Here is a 16,611-nt window from a genome sequence, read left to right as displayed (position 1 = left end):
CCCTTTCCTGCGGAAAGGGATCTGACCCCTGCTAATGCCTCACCCACCACAGCAGGCTCAGGCCGGCCAGCAGCACCAGCCCGCCGAAGCTGCGCAGGGCCGGGCTGGGCAGGTCCAGCAGGCGCTCGGCCATGCGCTTCCAGGCGAACGGCGCCACGAACAGGAACAGGCCTTCCAGCACCGCGACCAGGCAGACGGCGGCGAACAGATCTTTCATGGGGGACTCCGGAAAAAGCACGGGGCCCGGCGTCTGGCCGGGCCCCGTGGGGTAGTGCCCTGCGACCTCAGCGGTCGTTCTTCAGGTACTGCAGGAACGGGTCGTTCTTGTCGAGCACGATCACGCCATTGCCGTCGGTCATGGAGCCACGGTAGGCCTCCAGGCTGCGGTAGAACGCATAGAACGACGGATCAGCCGAGCCAGCCTTGCCGTAGATGCGGGCCGCCTCGGCATCGCCTTCACCGCGCAGGCGCTGTGCATCACGCTCGGCCTCGGCGATCAGCACGGTGCTGTCGCGGTCGGCCTGGGCACGGATGGTCAGCGACTGCTCCTCGCCCTCCGCACGCAGCTTGGCCGCTTCCTGCTTGCGCTGGGCGCGCATGCGCTCGTACACGTCGTTGATCACCTGGCTGTCAGTCGGCAGGTCCACCTGCTTGATGCGCAGGTCGATCATCTGCATGCCGAGGCCGGCCACCGCCTCGTTGATCCCCTTCAGCTGCTCGGCGATCAGCTCGCTGCGGTCGCCGGACACCAGCTGCTGCAGGGTGCGCGAGTTGATCTGGTTGCGCAGCGAGTCGGTGATGATCGGTGCCAGGCGGGCATTGGCGATGCGCGGATCGCCGCCGGTGGCACGGAAGTAGTCACCTACGTTGGAGATGTAGCCGACGGCGAAGAAGTCGACGCTGACGTCCTTCTGCTCGGCGGTGAAGTAGCGCGCCGGCGCGGTGTCGAGCACCTGGAAGCGGCGGTCGAAGACCTTCACCGTTTCCACCACCGGCACCTTGAAATGCAGGCCCGGCTTGATGTCCGAACGCACCACCTTGCCCAGGTTCAGCACCATGGCGGTCTGGTCCTCACGGACCACGTACACCGAGCCGAGCAGGCCCAGCACCACCGCCACGATCACGGCGATCCAGATAGGACTCTTCATCGGCTGCCCTCCTCACGGCCGCTCGGTCGCCCGGTCGGGCGGCCCACCGGCCGGCCCGGATCACGGGAAGCTTCCACCGCTGCACCCGGCAGCGACGGCATCACCACGTCCGGGTTCGCCACTGCGGCCGGGGCCGAGGTGGTGGGACGGGTATCGCCGGTCATCGGCACGTAGATCAGCTGGCGGCCATCGCCGCCGATCACCTTGCGGTTCTCGCTCAGCACCTGCTGCACGGTCTCCAGCCACAGGCGCTTGCGGGTCACTTCCGGGGCGTCCTTGTACTGGGCCTGCAACAGGCTGAAGCGCTGCGCGTCACCCTCGGCCTTGGACACCACGGCCTGCTTGTAGCCTTCGGCGGTGGTACGGGCGCGCGAGGCCTGGCCCCGGGCTTCCGGCACGACCTTGGCAGCGTAGGCCTGGGCCTCGTTGATCAGGCGTTCCTTGACCTGCTGGGCACCGTTGACCTCGTCAAAGGCCGGCTTCACTTCTTCCGGCGGACGGGCGTCCTGCAGGGTCAGGCCGGTCACGGTCAGGCCGGTCTTGAACGCCTTCAGCAGTGCCTGCAGGCGCTCCTCGGCGGCCACGGCCAGCGGGCCACGGTTGTTCAGCACGGCGTTGAGGTCGGCACGGCCGACTTCCTCGCGCACCGCGCTCTGCGCCGACTGCTCCAGCACCTGGTTGGCATCGACGGTGCCGAACAGGTACTGCTGCGGGTCGTCGATGCGGTACTGGACGTTCAGCGAGACGTTGACGATGTTCTCGTCGCGGGTCAGCACCGGCACCTGGATCGAGAACGTCTTGATCTCGGTGGCGTTGACCTTGGTGACCGATTCGATCGGCCACGGCAGCTTGAAGTTCGGACCGGGCTGCAGGATGCGCGAGAACTGGCCGAAGCGCAGGACCACGCCACGCTGCTGTTCGCCGATCAACTGGAAGCTGGAGAACAGCACCAGCAGCACCACGGCCGCCGCCACCCAACGCACGATGCCGCCGTCGAACAGGTCCTTCAGTGGCCCGGGCAAACCGCCCCAGCCACCACCATTGCCACCGCCGCGTGACCCGAACGGCCCGCGTCGATTGTCCTCGGGGCCTTGTCCGCCCTTGTTGCCGCCGGGTGTATTCCAGGCCATGCACGCTCCATCAAGATGTGGGCTGCGGCGCGGGCCCTTCCCGCGGCGCCAGCCGTGAAACCATTACCGATCATACAAGATGGGGCGGATCGGCAGGATCGAAAGGGGGGCAACGGGGTAAGGTGGCGTTTTCCTCGAAGTCAGGCAATGCCGATGGCCCCCACCACCCCGTTCACCGCCTTCCGCATCGAAAACGACGACGCCGGTTACCGCAGCGGCCTGGCCCAGCTCAAGGTCGAAGACCTCAGCCCCGGCCAGGTTCTGATCCGCGCCAACTGGTCCTCGGTCAACTACAAGGACGCCCTGGCCGGCACCGGCAAGGGAAAGATCCTGCGCCGCTTCCCGCTGGTGGGGGGCATCGACGTAGCCGGCACCGTGGTCGCCAGCACCGATCCGGAATGGCGTGAAGGCGACGCGGTGCTGGCCACCGGCTGCGGCCTCAGCGAGACCCGCGACGGCGGCTACAGCCAGTATGTGCGGCTGGAATCGCGTGCGGTGATCGCCCAGCCGGCCGGGCTGAGCCCACGCGAGGCGATGGTGCTGGGCACCGCCGGCTTCACCGCGGCGTTGGCGCTGCTGCGCATGCAGGACAACCGGCAGAGCCCGGAACTTGGACCGCTGGCGGTCACCGGCGCCAGTGGCGGCGTCGGCGCGCTGGCACTGTCGATCTTCAGCCGCGCCGGCTACACGGTGCATGCGATCAGCGGCAAACCCGACCAGACCGGTTTCCTGCACGCCATCGGCGCCACCGAGGTGCTGCCGCGTGAGGCCCTGGCCGACACCGGCCCACTGCAATCGGCGCGTTTCGGTGGGGGCCTGGACAATGCCGGCGGCGCCATGCTCGCCAGCCTGCTGGCGCAGACCGCGCCCTACGGCAGCGTGGTCAGTGCCGGCCTGGCGGCCAGCCCGGCGCTGGACATGACCGTGATGCCGTTCATCCTGCGTGGCGTGTCGCTGCTGGGCGTGTCCTCGGCCAATGCGCCACGCGGGCTGCGCGAGGACGTCTGGGCGCGGCTGGGCAACGAATGGAAACCGCAGCACCTGGACCGCATCTGTACCGCCGAGGTTGGCCTTGATGGCCTGCCGGCCGTGTTCGAGCGGATGCTGGCGGGCGGCTCGCTGGGCCGCACCGTGGTGCGGATCGACTGAACGTAGCAGGCAGGCGACGGACGGCAGATGCGCCCCTCCCGCCGGTAATGAGCCCGCACTACACTGCGGGCATTACATGGGGAACAACATGGCACGCATTCTGATCGTCGACGACTCACCGTCGCAGCTGTTGGGGATACAGCGCATCGTCGAGAAGCTCGGGCACCAGATCCTGACCGCCACCGATGGCGCCGCCGGGGTCGAAACCGCCAAGGCCGAGCTGCCCGACCTGGTCCTGATGGACGTGGTGATGCCCAATCTCAACGGCTTCCAGGCCACCCGCACCCTCGCCCGCGACGAGGCAACCCGGCATATTCCAGTGATCCTGGTGACCACCAAGGACCAGGACACCGACCGCATGTGGGGCATGCGCCAAGGCGCCAAGGCCTACATCACCAAGCCGTTCTCGGAAGACGAGCTGTCCGAAGTGCTGGAGCGCGTGTTCGCCGGGCAGGGCTGAGACGCGCGCGGGTGGGTGCCGGCCTTGGTCGGCACGCTCTTGTTTGGTAGGTGCCAACCTTGGTTGGCACGCCTTGAACGGCCGAAAGGCGTGCGGACCAAGGTCCGCACCCACCAGGATCCATCTCAGATCGTCTCGCCAAACGCCTTGGCCAGGTTCCGGTAGGCCTTCTTCTGCGCCTCGTCGGTCGCGGCCGGGGCCACGATCTCGATCTCGACGATCTGGTCGCCATCCGGATTGCCCGGCAGGCCACGCCCGCGCAGGCGCAGCTTGCGCCCGGCATCGGAGTCGGCCGGGATCTTCAGTTCCACCGCGCCGCCCAGGGTCGGCACGCTGATGCTGGTGCCCAGCGCGGCCTGCCACGGCGTGACCGGCAGGGTGTAGAGGATGTTGCGGCCATCGACCTCGAACTGCGGGTGTGCGGCGTACTCCACTTCCAGCAGCAGGTTGCCGCCATGGTTGCCCTGCCCCGCCAGGCGGATCACCTGGCCCGGACGGATGCCCTTGGGCACGCGCACGTCCAGCTGCTTGCCGTTGACGGTGATGCGCAGGCTGTCGCCGCTGTAGGCCGCTTCCAGCGGTACCGACAGCTTGGCGCGGGTGTCGCGGTTGGGCGCATGGCCCTGGCTGCTGAATCCCGGGCCAGGGCCGGCACCGCCGCGCTGGCGCGCGAACAGGCTTTCGAAGAAGTCGCTGAAGCCGCCGTTGGCGCCACCACCCCCGAACACTTCCTCGAAGTTGAAACCACCGGCGCCGCCATAGTTCGGCGGCACGTTGAACTCCTCGCCCGGGCGATAGCCCTGCGCGCGCAGCTGGTCGTAGGCTGCACGCTTTTCCGGGTCGCGCAGCGCCTCATAGGCCTCGTTGACCGCCTTGAACTTGTCTTCGGCCCCGGCCTCCTTGCTGACGTCCGGGTGGTACTTGCGTGCCAGCCGGCGGTAGGCGGTCTTGATCTCCGCCTCGCCCGCGCTCGGTTCCACCCCCAGGGTGGCGTAGTAATCCTTGAATTCCATCCAGCTACCTCGATCTGCTTCGGCCGCGCCGGTGGCGCCGCCCCAGGTTCATTCTACGCGCCGGCGATGCTACGCCGCCCCTCGTGCGGCCCCGGTGAGGCCGACTGATCCTGCGCAATGCGGTTGCCATCGCCCTGCCCCAGGCTATGGCTGGAAGCCCGCTCCGCAAAGCCTGAAGATGGGACCTGCACGCCGGTTTTCCAATGTCTTGACGTCCCTGTCCCATCCGGCCCACTACGCTGCCCCAGCAAGGAGTTCCCCATGACCATCCATGTCGGCGACCGCATTCCGGAAGTCACCCTCAAGCGCATCCGCGAGGGCATTGAAACGCTCGATACGCATTCGCTGTTCGACGCGCGCAAGGTGGTGCTGTTCGCTGTGCCCGGCGCGTTCACGCCGACGTGCTCGGCCCGCCACCTGCCCGGCTACGTCGAGAAATTCGAGGCCTTCCGCCAGCGCGGCATCGATGTCTACTGCATGGCCGTCAACGACCCGTTCGTGATGAAGGCCTGGGCCGCCGATCAGCACGTGCCCGACGGCCTGCTGATGCTGTCCGACGGCAATGCCGAACTGACCCGTGCGCTCGGCCTGGAGCTCGACGCCAGTGCCTCGGGCATGGGCATCCGCTCGCGCCGTTTCGCCCTGTACGTGGTCGACGGCGTGGTCCGCGCCGCCTGGGTTGAACAGCCCGGTCAATTCGAAGTGTCTTCGGCCGACTACGTGCTGGAGCACCTGCCCACCTGATCTCCCACCGCAAGAGGAAACGGCCAGCCATGTCCAGCAAGCCAGCCAAAGCCCCCAAGCCCACCGCGCAGATTCCCGGCATCAGCGAGCGCAAGGCCCTGCGCGAGCGTGCCCGGCGCAACATCGAGGATGGTGCGATCACCGACAGCTACAGCGCCGACCGCAAGGTGGTGATCAAGCTGCTCAACGACGCACTGGCCACCGAGTACGTGTGCGTGCTGCGCTACTACCGGCACTACTTCATGGCCAAGGGCATGCTGGCCGACGCGGTGAAAGCTGAATTCCTTGAACATGCACAGCAGGAACAGGCGCATGCCGGCAAGCTGGCCGAGCGCATCGTGCAGCTCGGCGGCGAGCCCGACTTCAACCCGGATACGCTGACCGCGCGCTCGCATGCCGAATACAAGGAAGGCAGCGACCTGCGCGACATGGTCCGCGAGAACCTGGTGGCCGAACGCATCGCCATCGACAGCTACCGCGAGATGATCAACTTCATCGGCGACCGCGATACCACCACCAAGCGCATCCTCGAAGAGATCCTGGCACAGGAAGAGGAACACGCCGACGAGTTCGCCGATCTGCTGGATGGGTGGATCGGGGAATAGTGAAACCGGTAGCGCCGGGCCATGCCCGGCGTATGCAATGTGATCCGAACGGTTCCGCCGGGCATGGCCCGGCGCTACCGCAGCACGTTGAACCGTACCTGCGTCCACGCGCCGTCCGCGGCCAAGGCGGTCAGGGTATGCGCACCGGGATCGGCGAACTCGCGCTGCATCAACTGCGCGCCGTGGGTCTGCGCGATCCAGCGGCCGTCCAGCAACCAGTCCACCGCCTGCTCGCTGCCCAGCGCGCGCAGCTGCAGGCGCACGCCGTGTTCCGAATTAGGCGCGCGCGCCAGCGTGGCGCCGTCATTGAGCCCGTCCACATGCAGCGCGACGCTGGCCTCGCGCCCGTCGTCGCGGCAGTCTGGCGACAGTCCCGGCAACTGCGAAGCCTCGCGCGTGGCCTTGGGCAGCCACGGTGACAGCAACGCCGGCCAGCGCGCGATCTCGCGGGCGACTTCTTCGTGCGGCAAGCGGCAATCGGCAGACACGCGCAGTCCGCTGCGGGCATCGGCCAGGTAACGTTGACGCCCCGGCTGCCAGCGCCGCGCCTCGCGCTCCGGGAAGGTCGGCGGTGCGGCGCCATCGAGCAGGTAGGCTGGCATCCTGCGCTGGCACAGTGCAGCCGGCAGTCCCTCGGCACGTTCGCCAGTGGGCCAGCAGATGTCTTCCTGGCTGACACTGGCCGGCATCGGCGCGGCCGCCGAATCACCACGCTGGCGCGGCAGGCTGTCCACCACTTCGAACATCAGCGGCAGCGCGGTGACCGCGCCGTACTGGCCCGGCAACGGAGTACCGTCCGGCCGGCCCACCCACACGCCCACCGTGTAGTGGCGGGTACTGCCGATCGCCCATGCATCGCGGTACCCGTAACTGGTGCCGGTCTTCCACGCCACGCGCGGGCGGCCACCGACATCGAACGTCCCGGCGCTGTATCCCGGGCGCGGGTTTGATTCGAGCATCTCGCGCACGATCCAGCTGGCGCCCGGCGAGGCCAGGCGCCGCTCGATCATCGGCTCGTCGTCGGTGTAACGCACGCGGCCGGCGATACCGCTCCGGTTGAGCGCGGCGAACGCGCCGACCAGGTCTTCCAGGCGCGCGCCGGTGCCGCCCAGGATCAGCGACAGGTTGGGCGTACTGCCCGGCGGGAAGCGCAGCTGGATCCCGGCGTGCGACAGGCGGGCAGCGAAGCGCGCCGCGCCGACCCGCTGCAGCAGATCCACCGACGGCACGTTGAGCGACAGCCGCAATGCGCTGGAGGCACCAATGGGCCCATTGAAGGCCATGTCGAAGTTGCCGGGGCGGTAGCTGCCGAAACTCTGCGGTGCATCGACCAGCAGGCTTTCCGAATGGATCAGGCCATCGTCCAGCGCCATCGCGTACAGGAACGGCTTGAGCGTGGAGCCTGGCGAACGCCAGGCCTGCACCATGTCCACGTGACCCAGCCGCTGGCGGTCACCGAAGGACAATGTACCGACATAGGCGCGTGCCTGCAGGGTCCGGTTGTCGACCACCAGCAGGGCCGCCGAGGTACGCTCGGGCAGCGTCGAGAAATAGCTGGCCACGCGCTCTTCCAGCGTGCGCTGCAGGCCGATGTCGATGCTGCTCTGGATGCGTGCCTGGCCCGGATGCGCCGAGTGCAGGCGCTGCGCCAGCAGCGCGGCGTGCAAGGGAGGGCGCAGCGAACGCGCCACCACGTTCTCGACGCGCGCATCCTCCACTTCTTCCGGTGTCCACGCGCCCAGCTCGGCCATGCGTGACAGTACCTTGTCGCGCGCCTTCTGCGCAGCTTCCGGATGGCGGTCCGGGCGCAGCCGGCTGGGCGCCTGTGGCAGCACCGCCAGCAGCGCAGCCTCGGCATGCGACAGCTGCGCCGCCGGCTTGCCCAGATAGGCCCAGCTGGCCGCTTCCACGCCTTCGATGGTGCCGCCGTAGGGTGCACGCTCCAGGTACAGGGCCAGGATCTGCTGCTTGCTCAGGTGCACCTCAAGCTGCACCGCACGCAGCATCTGCTTCAGCTTGCCCCACGGGGTGCGTGAGTGCGGATCGAGAATGCGCGCGACCTGCATGGTCAGGGTCGAGCCACCGGACACGATGCGGCCGCCACGCAGCAGCTGGCCGCTGGCCCGCAGGATCGCCAGCGGGTTGATGCCCGGATGCCGCCAGAACCAGCGGTCTTCATAGGTCAGCAACGCCTGCAGGTACAGCGGTGAGACGCTGTCGATCGAGGCTGGATAGCGCCACACGCCCTCGGCATCGGCAAACGCGCGCAATGGCGTGCCGTCGGCAGCCACCACCAGGGTGCTGGTATCACGCTGCTTCGGCAGCGGCGGCGGGAAGGCGAAATCCAGCACCAGCAGCAGCGCCAGCGTAGCGGCCATGCCCCAGCGCAGCCATGGCCACAGCGGCCGCCACCGGCGGCGCAGGGCCGCCAGCCGGTTCGTCATCGTGTTCTTCATTGCGGGTTGCCAGCAGGACGGGCCGCGCCGTCGCGGCCCGTCCGCGCGGTCACGGCTGTACCACCGTGATCGTGGTCGGGTTGCTGCGGCCGACGCCGCGCAGCTGCGGCCGGTACATGTCCTCCACCAGCGGCGGCGGCACCGAGTAGGTTCCCGGCGTCACCGCGCGGACCAGGTAGAACACGTTGGCCTTGCTGCCACGCGAGAGCTTCAGCGCGGCCACGTAGCGGTCGTCGCGGAACTCCTCGTGCTTGGTATCGGCGGCCTCACCGCGGTCGCTGATGGTGATGCCATCGACCACCACGTCGGCCCACTGCTTGGCATCGCCCAGGTTGAAGTTCTCGATCTCCAGGCCCGCCGGCAGCAGGTCGGTCAGCAGTGCATCGGGCATCGTGGTGTCGGCGGTGACGGTGACGCGCACGATCAGCGCTTCGCCTTCCTTCAGCGGGCGCGGCGACCACGGCTTGCCATCGGTACCGAAGTAGCTGCGTTCAATACCCACTACGCTGTTGTCCGGTGCGGGTGCACTGCGCGGGATACCGGCCACGTCGATGCTGGCGAACATCGGCGGTTGCCCCTGCGGGGTGAAGCGCACGCCACTGGCCAGCTCGCTGGCGCTGAAGTTGCGTCCGAACAGCTTGCGCTCGCCAATCGCTTCGGTGCTGCCACCGATCACCAGCTCACCCGCTACCAGTGCCTTCTGATTGGCGGCGAGCGCCTTGCCGAGGCGGGCAATCGCCACCTGTTCCTGCGTGCTCAGCCACATCCAGCCGGCATTGCGGCGCGCATCCAGGCCACGGCCAAGATCCACCGCACGCGCATCCCAGGCTGGCCTGGCCAGCTTGTTCTCATGGGTCAGCGCGATCATCAGCGCGTCATCACGGATCGCGCTGCCGTAGTCGCCGAAGTACGACGGGCGTTCACTGCTGGACTTGGCGAAGGCTGCGGCCAGCGCGGCCTGGCCCCGCTTGGCATCACCCTGCAGCGACAGCGCCACGCCCAGATGGACCAGCGACAGGCCGCCCACCGCCTTGCTGCGCTCGTTGTCGTACAGCGTACGCAGGGTACCCAGCGGCGCACGGTTGACCCGGGCCAGCACGTAGCCCGAATAGGCCTGGTTGGCGAACTTCAGCTTCTCGCGGTCATCCTGGCCGTAGAACTGATTGCCGCCGGACAGCAGATCCTCGCTGAGCCGGTTGAGCGCCTTCTGCAGCACGTTGTCGGGCACCGCAAAACCGGCGTCCTTGGCGTCGAGCAGGAACTCGGTGATGTACGGCGTCAGCCACGGGTTCACGTAGCCGTCGTCACCCCACATCGAGAAGTTGCCGTTGGCCACCTGCATCGACGCCAGGCGACCGAACGCACCTTCCATGCGCTCGCGGCGGGTCTTGGCATCCAGGCCATCGGCGCCGAGCATCGACGAGGTGGCCTGGTCCAGGATCAGCGCGGCGTAACCCTTGCTGGTGGTCTGCTCGGCACAGCCATATGGATAGTTCAGCGCGCCCTGCAGTGCACTGGCGAACGGGATCGGCGGCAGCGGGCTGACCAGCAGGCGGGCATTCACCGACTCGGACATCAGGCCCTCGGTCAGGCTGTTGTCGAGGCTGACCGCCGCCAGCGGATCGAGCGTGCGCACCTGCGAACGCAGCACCTGCGGCCACGCCGCACGCACCGGCAGGTCGTAGCGGCGATCGGCCTTGAAGCCGTTGCCGTCCACCCGCACCCTCACCTTGGCCACGCTGTGGCCTTCGCGTGCCGACAATGGGAAGCTCAGCGTGGTCTTGGCGTCGGCATTCAACTGCACGCTGCGGCTGCCCTCGCCCAGGTTCAACGGGCCCTCGGTTTCCACCTTCACGTTGAACTGGCCCGGCTTGCCGGTGAAGTTCTGCACGTCCAGGGTCACGGTGCTGCGGTCGCCCGGGGCCAGCACGCGCGGCATGCTGGCTTCGGCCAGGATCGGTGCGCGCACTATGGTTTCCACGTCGCGCTTGCCGTACTGGTCATCGCTGTAGACCAGCGCCGACACGCGCAGGGTGCCGTTGAAGTCCGGCACTTTCAGCCGGATGCGGGCATTGCCCTTGGCATCGAGCTGTACCGGGCCGGAGAACAGGTCCACGGTCTGCACGCGCGCGGTCGGGCGCTTGGCCTGCGGCAATGCCTGCAGCGCCATGTCGCCGCCGAACTTCAGCTTGCCGCTGCCACCATCGAAGCTCTCGATCACCCGGCTGTAGATGTCGTACGCATCGATACCGAGGCGACGCTGGGCAAAGAAGTGTGCACCGGCATCGGGCACCGGGAAACGGGTGATGTTGAGGATGCCCACGTCCACCGCCGAAACGGTGACGTGCGCGGTCTTGCCGGCCAGCTGCGGCGCACTGACGGTTACCGGAAGGTCCTGCTCCGGGCGCATCTGCTTGGGCGCGACCAGGCCGACGGCCACCGTGCGGCCCTTGCGGTCCATCGGCACATGCACCACGCCTACCGCGCGGGCCGGGGTGATCTTGCTCGGCGCACTGCCGCCACGGAACACCAGCGCGGTGATGTAGACGTCGTGGCGCTCCCAGTCGGCGGTGACCGGGATCTTGAAGGTCGAACCCGGCTTGGCCTCGATGTCCTGCACATACAGCATGCGGTCGGTCTCGACCATCAGGATGCCCTTGCCGGCGTGCGGCGGGGTCACCGTCACCTCCAGGGTGTCACCGGCCTTGTAACCGGTCTTGTCCAGGCCCAGCTTGACCTTGTCCGGGCGCGCATCCAGGCCACGGTTGTCATCGCCCCAGCTCCAGCCGGCACGGAACGGATAGCGGCTGGTCAGGCCGGTGGACGGATCGAACACGTCCACCCGGTACTCGCCCCACTCCACCGGGAAATCAAAGGCGACCGCGCTGTTGCCGGCATCGACGGTGCGGGTTTCCTTGTTCTCGAAACGGCGGGTGAAGTCGTAGTCCCAGCGGTTGTCGTTGAAGGTCCAGTGGTAGTCGCGCAGCTCGCGCACCAGGGTGATCTTCAGACCCTTGGCTGGCTGCGGTGTGCCGGCGGCATCCACGCGCATCAGTTCGAAGCGTGCGTTGCCGTTGGAATCAGCACCATCGTCGGGGTTGAACAGCGGTCGCACGCCGACCAGCGCATTGGCGGGCCACATTACCCGCTTCAGGGTGCGGGTGACTGTGCGGCCGCCGGTTTCATACAGGCTGCCGGACAGCACCACGGCGATCGGCGCCTTGGCCTTGGCCGCCTCTTCCGGCAACGCCACATCCTCACGCAGCTGGCCATTGCCCGGCAGCGTGGTATCGATCACGTCCTTGGCCTCGCGCGGCAGCTGCAGGGTCGGGTCACCGAAGAAATAGCCCGGCAGGCCGTCCACCGGCTTCTGTTCGGCGGCCACCGCCATGCGTGCGGTGAAGCGGTTGCCATCGGCCGGTGCGCCATACAGGTAGGCGCCATTGGCCTGCAGGCGCAGGTCCTCACCCGGCTTCAGCGTCTTCTGCGCGCTGTCCAGGTCCAGCTTCATGCGTTCGGGCAGGAACTCCTCGATGCGCAGGGTCATGCCCTGGATCGCTTCCTTGCTGGCCGGGTCGGTGCGGAACTCGACCTGCCAGCGCCCGGTCGGCGCCTCGGTGGGGATCACCTGCTCGAAATTGATGTAGCCCTGGTCACCCGGCTGCAGCCGGGTCTCGCGGAAGGTCTTGCCGTCGGGCTGTTTCAGCCGCAGGAACACCGGTTGCGCCTTGACCGGCTTGCCGTCGTTGTCGCGCAGCAGCGCGGACAGCCGCACGGTCTCGCCCGGCCGGTACAGGTCGCGCCCGGACCAGGCATAGACATCGAACCAGGCGTTGTCACGGCCGGCCACGGCGAATTCGCTCAGGTCCAGCGCCGGCTGGTTGAACGGCAGGAAGCTGGTGTCCTTGCCACTGCTGGCAACCAGCACGTGGGTGGCATCCAGGGTGTAGTTCAGCAGCGCATTACCATTGCCGTCGGTGCTGCCCTTCAGCACCACCTCGCCCTTGGCGTCGAGCACGCGCAGGTCGATGCCCTTCAGCGGCGCGCCGTCCTTGAGGCCGGCGGTGTGCACGAACAGCTTGTCCTTGTAGGCGCGGGTATGCAGGCCGATGTCGCTGACCGAGAAGAACGCGGTGTCGAACTCGCCTTCGTAGTCACCGGTACGCTTGAGCAGGGCGAAGTACAGGCCCGGCTCCTGCAGTTCCTTGATGTCCTGGGTCGGCAGGTAGGTCAGCACCCGCTCGTTCTTCTTGCCACCCAGGATGAAACGGTTGACGTACACCGGCTCGGCCAGCTTGTTGATCGGGCTGCGCTCGTAGTCGCTGCTCAGCTCCCAGCTGCCACGGCGGCCGCCGCGCTGGTACTGGCTGAAGAAGGTCGGAAGATCCTTCTCGCGCACGCGCAGGAATTCGACGTCGACTTCCGGAACGTTCACCGAGACCACCGGCAGGCCACGGCTGTCCTTGGCAGGCAGCACGCTGCCCTGCGAGGCGAAGCCAACCACCGGCTTCAGCTCGCCGCTGAACACCTTCTGCTTCAGTTCCTTGCCCAGGCGGCTGCCATCAGCGGCCAGCAGGTCCGGCGAGACCACCAGGCTGAACTCCTTGCCGGCCTCGACAAACGGGTAGCGCAGGGTCAGGCCGTCATCGGACAGCGTCCAGCTGCTGTCTTCGGTGCCGACCTTCTCCTCGAAGCGCACCAGCGTGTCGAAATCCTGGGTGCCGACCAGCGGGCGCGAGAACTCCAGCGCCAGCGACAGGCCGTCATTCTTCTGGTCCGGGTAGGCCCGCAGCAGGGTGAATTCCTTCACCTGCTCGGCCTTGGTGGTGATCGCCTCGCCACTGGCCTTGGGCAACTGCCCGCTGTCGTTGCGGCAGCCGGCCAGGCCCAGCAACAGGCCTCCTGCCAGTACCGCCGCCGCCCATCCCCACCGCTTCCGCCGTGCCGGACCGCTCATGTCGTCACTCCTTGATCGAGGTGGCCATTATAGGCAGGCCGCGTCAAGGCGTTGGCGCCCCGGCGGTCGGAAACCCGGTTCCGCCCGGGACCCGCTGGCCGCCAACCTTGGTTGGCGCCCCCCCACATGCCAACCAAGGTTGGCATCTACCAGAGCGGCCTCACCCCGGCAGGTACAGGTCCACATAGTCGGTCACCGGCATTGCCGCCAGCGCCACCGGATCCAGTGATGCCGCCAGGATGCGCTGCTGCTGGACCGTCGGGAAGCGGTGGGCCAGGTGCCGGCGGAACTTGTCCATCAGCAGCGGAATGCCTTCCTCCCGGCGTCGGGCATGGCCGAGCGGGTATTCCACCAGTACCTCGGGCAGCTCAGTACCGTCGCTGAAGCGCACGCCCAGGCCGTTGGCGATGCTGCGCTTGTCCGGGTCCAGGTAGTCGGCGCTGAGTTGCGGATCCTCATGGCAGGCCATCTTCGCCCGCAGGGCATCGATGCGTGGATCAGCGGCAACGTCGTCCTCGTAATCCTCGGCCACCAGCCGCCCGTGCAGCAGCGCGATGGCGACCATGTACTGCACGCAATGGTCGCGGTCGGCCGGGTTATGCAGCGGGCCCTGCTTGTCGATGATGCGGATGCAGGCTTCCTGGGTCCGGATCGCGATATGCGCGATGTCCTCGACCCGCCGCCCCATCGCACGCAACTGCTGGTGCAGCATGATGGCCGCCTCCACTGCGGTCTGGCCATGGAACTCGGCCGGGTAGCTGATCTTGAACAGCACGTTCTCCATCACGTAGCTGACCAGCGGTCGCCCCAGCGTCAGTGCCTTGCCATGCATCGACACCGCTTCAAAGCCCCAGGTCGGCGCGCTGAGCACGCTGGGGTAGCCCATCTCGCCACTGGCCGCCATCAGCGCCAGGCGCACGCCACGGCTGGTCGCATCGCCAGCTGCCCAGCTCTTGCGCGAGCCGGTGTTGGGTGCGTGCCGGTAGGTGCGCAGGGACTGACCATCGACCCAGGTCAGCGACAACGCATTGAGCATGCGCTCGCGATCCAGGCCGAGCAGCTGCGCAACCACAGCGGTGGTGGCCACTTTGACCAGCACCACGTGGTCCAGCCCGACCCGGTTGAAGGAATTCTCCAGCGCCAGCACGCCTTGGATCTCGTGCGCCTTGATCATTGCCAGCAGCACGTCGCGCACGGTCGGCGGTGGGCGCCGCAGAGCCTGCGCGTTGCGCCCCAGCCAATCGCAGACGGCAAGGATGCCACCCAGGTTGTCCGAAGGGTGCCCCCATTCGGCCGCCAGCCAGGTATCGTTGAAATCCAGCCAGCGCACCATCGCGCCGATGTTGAAGGCGGCCTGCACCGGGTCCAGCACGTAATGCGTACCCGGAACGCGTGCGCCGTTGACCACGCTGATGCCCGGCACCAGTGGACCAAGCAGTTTGCTGCAGGCCGGGAACGACAGCGCTTCCAGGCCGCAGCCCAGCGTGTCGAGCAGGCAGTGGTGCGCGGTCTGGAACGCCAGCGGTGAGTCGATGCGCGCGTCGCGCACGTAGTCGACGATGCCCACCAGCAGCGCATCCCACGCTGCACGCTCGTTGGATGGGGTGTGGCTGTCGGACATTATCGATCTCCTCGTTGCGGTGCACGGTCGCCCGTGCACCATGCCAACCAAGGTTGGCATCTACCAAAGCAATCGGTCTCTGCGGCCCGGTAGTCGCCAACCTTGGTTGGCGTTCACCAACGCATCACTCGACCGGTACCCGCACCTTGCCTTCCATCAGCACGCGGGCGCTGCGGCTCATGATGGCCTTGGTCACCGTCCATTGGCCGTCAACGAGACCGGCCTGCGCACCCACGCGCAACGTGCCGGAGGGATGGCCGAAGGTCACCGCTTCGCGTTCGCCGCCTCCAGCAGCGCGATTGACCAGCGTGCCCGGAATCGCTGCCGCGGTGCCGATCGCCACGGCAGCGGTACCCATCATCGCGTGGTGCAGCTTTCCCATCGACAACGCACGCGCATGCAGGTCGATCGCCGAGGCCGGAATGACCTTGCCACTGGACGACACGTAGTCCTGCGCCGGTGCCACGAAGGCCACCTTCGGCGTGTGCTGGCGGGTCGCCGCATCTTCCAGGTTCTTGATCAGCCCCATGCGCAAGGCGCCGTAGGCGCGGATCTTCTCGAAGCGCTCCAGCGCCCCCTTGTCCTCGTTGATCGCAGGCTGCAGTTCGGTGCCGGTGTAGCCCAGGTCGGCCGCATTGAGGAAGATGGTCGGAATGCCGGCGGTGATCATGGTCACCTCGAAACTGCCCACGCCCGGCACGTCCAGGGTGTCGACCAGGTTGCCGGTCGGGAACATCGCGCCCGCATCGCCGTCATCGGACGGATCGATGAACTCCAGCTGGATCTCGGCGGCCGGGAAGGTCACGCCATCCAGCTCGAAATCACCGGTCTCCTGCACTTCGCCATCGCGCATCGGCACGTGGGCGATGATGGTCTTGCCGATGTTGGCCTGCCAGATGCGCACGGTGCACAGGCCGTCGCGTGGCACGCGGGACGGATCGATCAGGCCGTTGGCGATCGCGAACGGACCCACCGCAGTGCTGAGGTTGCCGCAGTTGCCGCTCCAGTCGACGAAGGCGGTGTCGATCGAGACCTGGCCGTACAGGTAGTCCACATCGTGGTCCGGCACCGAGGCGGTGGAAATGATCACGCATTTACTGGTGCTGGAGGTGGCGCCGCCCATGCCGTCGGTCTGCTTGCCATACGGATCGGGCGAGCCGATCACGCGCATCAGCAGCGCATCGCGTGCGGCGCCCGGCACCTGCGCGGCGTCGGGCAGGTCCTGCAGGCGGAAGAACACGCCCTTGCTGGTGCCACCGCGCATGTAGGTGGCGGGAATACGGAGTTGCGGGAGGAAAGTCATGGATGTGTTCCTTGCAAAGAAAGAC

At 67.5% G+C, this 16,611-nt stretch carries 12 protein-coding genes; 4 read left to right on the top strand and 8 right to left on the bottom strand.

Annotated elements, in window-relative coordinates; translation table 11 throughout:
- Window positions 1-31 precede the first annotated feature (31 nt).
- The 3 genes from HMPREF3114_RS00740 to hflK all read right to left on the bottom strand — a co-directional run bounded on the left by HMPREF3114_RS00740 (window position 32) and on the right by hflK (window position 2,278).
- Complete coding sequence (locus HMPREF3114_RS00740) at window positions 32-217, bottom strand: DUF2065 domain-containing protein (RefSeq protein ID WP_005414170.1); 186 nt, start codon at window positions 215-217, stop codon at window positions 32-34.
- Between the two features lie 67 nt (window positions 218-284).
- The gene (locus tag HMPREF3114_RS00735; RefSeq protein ID WP_053498910.1) at window positions 285-1,148 is read right to left on the bottom strand and encodes a protease modulator HflC; all 864 of its coding nucleotides are present in this window, start codon (window positions 1,146-1,148) and stop codon (window positions 285-287) included.
- Window positions 1,145-2,278, bottom strand: coding sequence for an FtsH protease activity modulator HflK (gene hflK / locus HMPREF3114_RS00730; protein WP_053498912.1), 1,134 nt, complete (start codon window positions 2,276-2,278; stop codon window positions 1,145-1,147). The genes HMPREF3114_RS00735 and hflK overlap by 4 nt, the downstream gene beginning before the upstream one ends.
- A 153-nt stretch (window positions 2,279-2,431) precedes the next feature.
- Between hflK and HMPREF3114_RS00725 the strand changes: the two genes are divergently transcribed.
- Together HMPREF3114_RS00725 and pilH are read left to right on the top strand one after the other, a co-directional pair.
- On the top strand, window positions 2,432-3,427 hold the full coding sequence (locus tag HMPREF3114_RS00725) for a YhdH/YhfP family quinone oxidoreductase (protein ID WP_053498913.1): 996 nt from the start codon (window positions 2,432-2,434) through the stop codon (window positions 3,425-3,427).
- Window positions 3,428-3,515: 88 nt separating this feature from the next.
- Entirely contained in the window at window positions 3,516-3,887 is a 372-nt protein-coding gene (gene pilH, locus HMPREF3114_RS00720; RefSeq protein ID WP_005410644.1) for a twitching motility response regulator PilH, read from the top strand.
- Between the two features lie 125 nt (window positions 3,888-4,012).
- Here the strand turns inward: pilH and HMPREF3114_RS00715 are convergent, their stop codons facing one another.
- Window positions 4,013-4,900 carry a DnaJ C-terminal domain-containing protein gene (locus HMPREF3114_RS00715; protein WP_005418339.1) on the bottom strand — a complete coding sequence of 296 codons (888 nt, stop codon included), beginning with the start codon at window positions 4,898-4,900 and terminating at the stop codon, window positions 4,013-4,015.
- A gap of 261 nt (window positions 4,901-5,161) precedes the next feature.
- Here HMPREF3114_RS00715 and HMPREF3114_RS00710 point away from each other — a divergent pair, with 261 nt between their 5' ends.
- Window positions 5,162-5,644, top strand: coding sequence for a peroxiredoxin (locus HMPREF3114_RS00710; RefSeq protein WP_049413449.1), 483 nt, complete (start codon window positions 5,162-5,164; stop codon window positions 5,642-5,644).
- Between the two features lie 29 nt (window positions 5,645-5,673).
- On the top strand, window positions 5,674-6,249 hold the full coding sequence (locus HMPREF3114_RS00705; protein WP_053498914.1) for a ferritin-like domain-containing protein: 576 nt from the start codon (window positions 5,674-5,676) through the stop codon (window positions 6,247-6,249).
- Between the two features lie 74 nt (window positions 6,250-6,323).
- On the opposite strand, the gene pbpC is transcribed toward HMPREF3114_RS00705, so the two are convergent.
- The 4 genes from pbpC to prpF form a co-directional block, all read right to left on the bottom strand.
- On the bottom strand, window positions 6,324-8,705 hold the full coding sequence (pbpC, locus tag HMPREF3114_RS00700) for a penicillin-binding protein 1C (protein ID WP_053498915.1): 2,382 nt from the start codon (window positions 8,703-8,705) through the stop codon (window positions 6,324-6,326).
- 49 nt (window positions 8,706-8,754) lie between these two features.
- The gene (locus HMPREF3114_RS00695; protein ID WP_053498917.1) at window positions 8,755-13,662 is read right to left on the bottom strand and encodes an alpha-2-macroglobulin family protein; all 4,908 of its coding nucleotides are present in this window, start codon (window positions 13,660-13,662) and stop codon (window positions 8,755-8,757) included.
- Window positions 13,663-13,822: 160 nt separating this feature from the next.
- Entirely contained in the window at window positions 13,823-15,283 is a 1,461-nt protein-coding gene (locus tag HMPREF3114_RS00690) for a bifunctional 2-methylcitrate dehydratase/aconitate hydratase (protein WP_053498918.1), read from the bottom strand.
- 124 nt (window positions 15,284-15,407) lie between these two features.
- Complete coding sequence (prpF, locus tag HMPREF3114_RS00685) at window positions 15,408-16,586, bottom strand: 2-methylaconitate cis-trans isomerase PrpF (RefSeq protein WP_005418353.1); 1,179 nt, start codon at window positions 16,584-16,586, stop codon at window positions 15,408-15,410.
- Window positions 16,587-16,611 lie beyond the last annotated feature (25 nt).

The organism is Stenotrophomonas sp. HMSC10F07 (assembly GCF_001807895.1).
GTDB lineage: Bacteria > Pseudomonadota > Gammaproteobacteria > Xanthomonadales > Xanthomonadaceae > Stenotrophomonas > Stenotrophomonas sepilia.
This window is presented reverse-complemented; position numbering and strand designations above follow the sequence as displayed.

What these genes read in the sequence shown, in the direction of transcription:
- HMPREF3114_RS00740 (WP_005414170.1), bottom strand. Translation starts at nt 217, where the DNA reads ATGAAAGATCTGTTCGCCGCCGTCTGCCTGGTCGCGGTGCTGGAAGGC.
- HMPREF3114_RS00735 (WP_053498910.1), bottom strand. Translation starts at nt 1,148, where the DNA reads ATGAAGAGTCCTATCTGGATCGCCGTGATCGTGGCGGTGGTGCTGGGC.
- hflK (WP_053498912.1), bottom strand. Translation starts at nt 2,278, where the DNA reads ATGGCCTGGAATACACCCGGCGGCAACAAGGGCGGACAAGGCCCCGAG.
- HMPREF3114_RS00725 (WP_053498913.1), top strand. Translation starts at nt 2,432, where the DNA reads ATGGCCCCCACCACCCCGTTCACCGCCTTCCGCATCGAAAACGACGAC.
- pilH (WP_005410644.1), top strand. Translation starts at nt 3,516, where the DNA reads ATGGCACGCATTCTGATCGTCGACGACTCACCGTCGCAGCTGTTGGGG.
- HMPREF3114_RS00715 (WP_005418339.1), bottom strand. Translation starts at nt 4,900, where the DNA reads ATGGAATTCAAGGATTACTACGCCACCCTGGGGGTGGAACCGAGCGCG.
- HMPREF3114_RS00710 (WP_049413449.1), top strand. Translation starts at nt 5,162, where the DNA reads ATGACCATCCATGTCGGCGACCGCATTCCGGAAGTCACCCTCAAGCGC.
- HMPREF3114_RS00705 (WP_053498914.1), top strand. Translation starts at nt 5,674, where the DNA reads ATGTCCAGCAAGCCAGCCAAAGCCCCCAAGCCCACCGCGCAGATTCCC.
- pbpC (WP_053498915.1), bottom strand. Translation starts at nt 8,705, where the DNA reads ATGAAGAACACGATGACGAACCGGCTGGCGGCCCTGCGCCGCCGGTGG.
- HMPREF3114_RS00695 (WP_053498917.1), bottom strand. Translation starts at nt 13,662, where the DNA reads ATGAGCGGTCCGGCACGGCGGAAGCGGTGGGGATGGGCGGCGGCGGTA.
- HMPREF3114_RS00690 (WP_053498918.1), bottom strand. Translation starts at nt 15,283, where the DNA reads ATGTCCGACAGCCACACCCCATCCAACGAGCGTGCAGCGTGGGATGCG.
- prpF (WP_005418353.1), bottom strand. Translation starts at nt 16,586, where the DNA reads ATGACTTTCCTCCCGCAACTCCGTATTCCCGCCACCTACATGCGCGGT.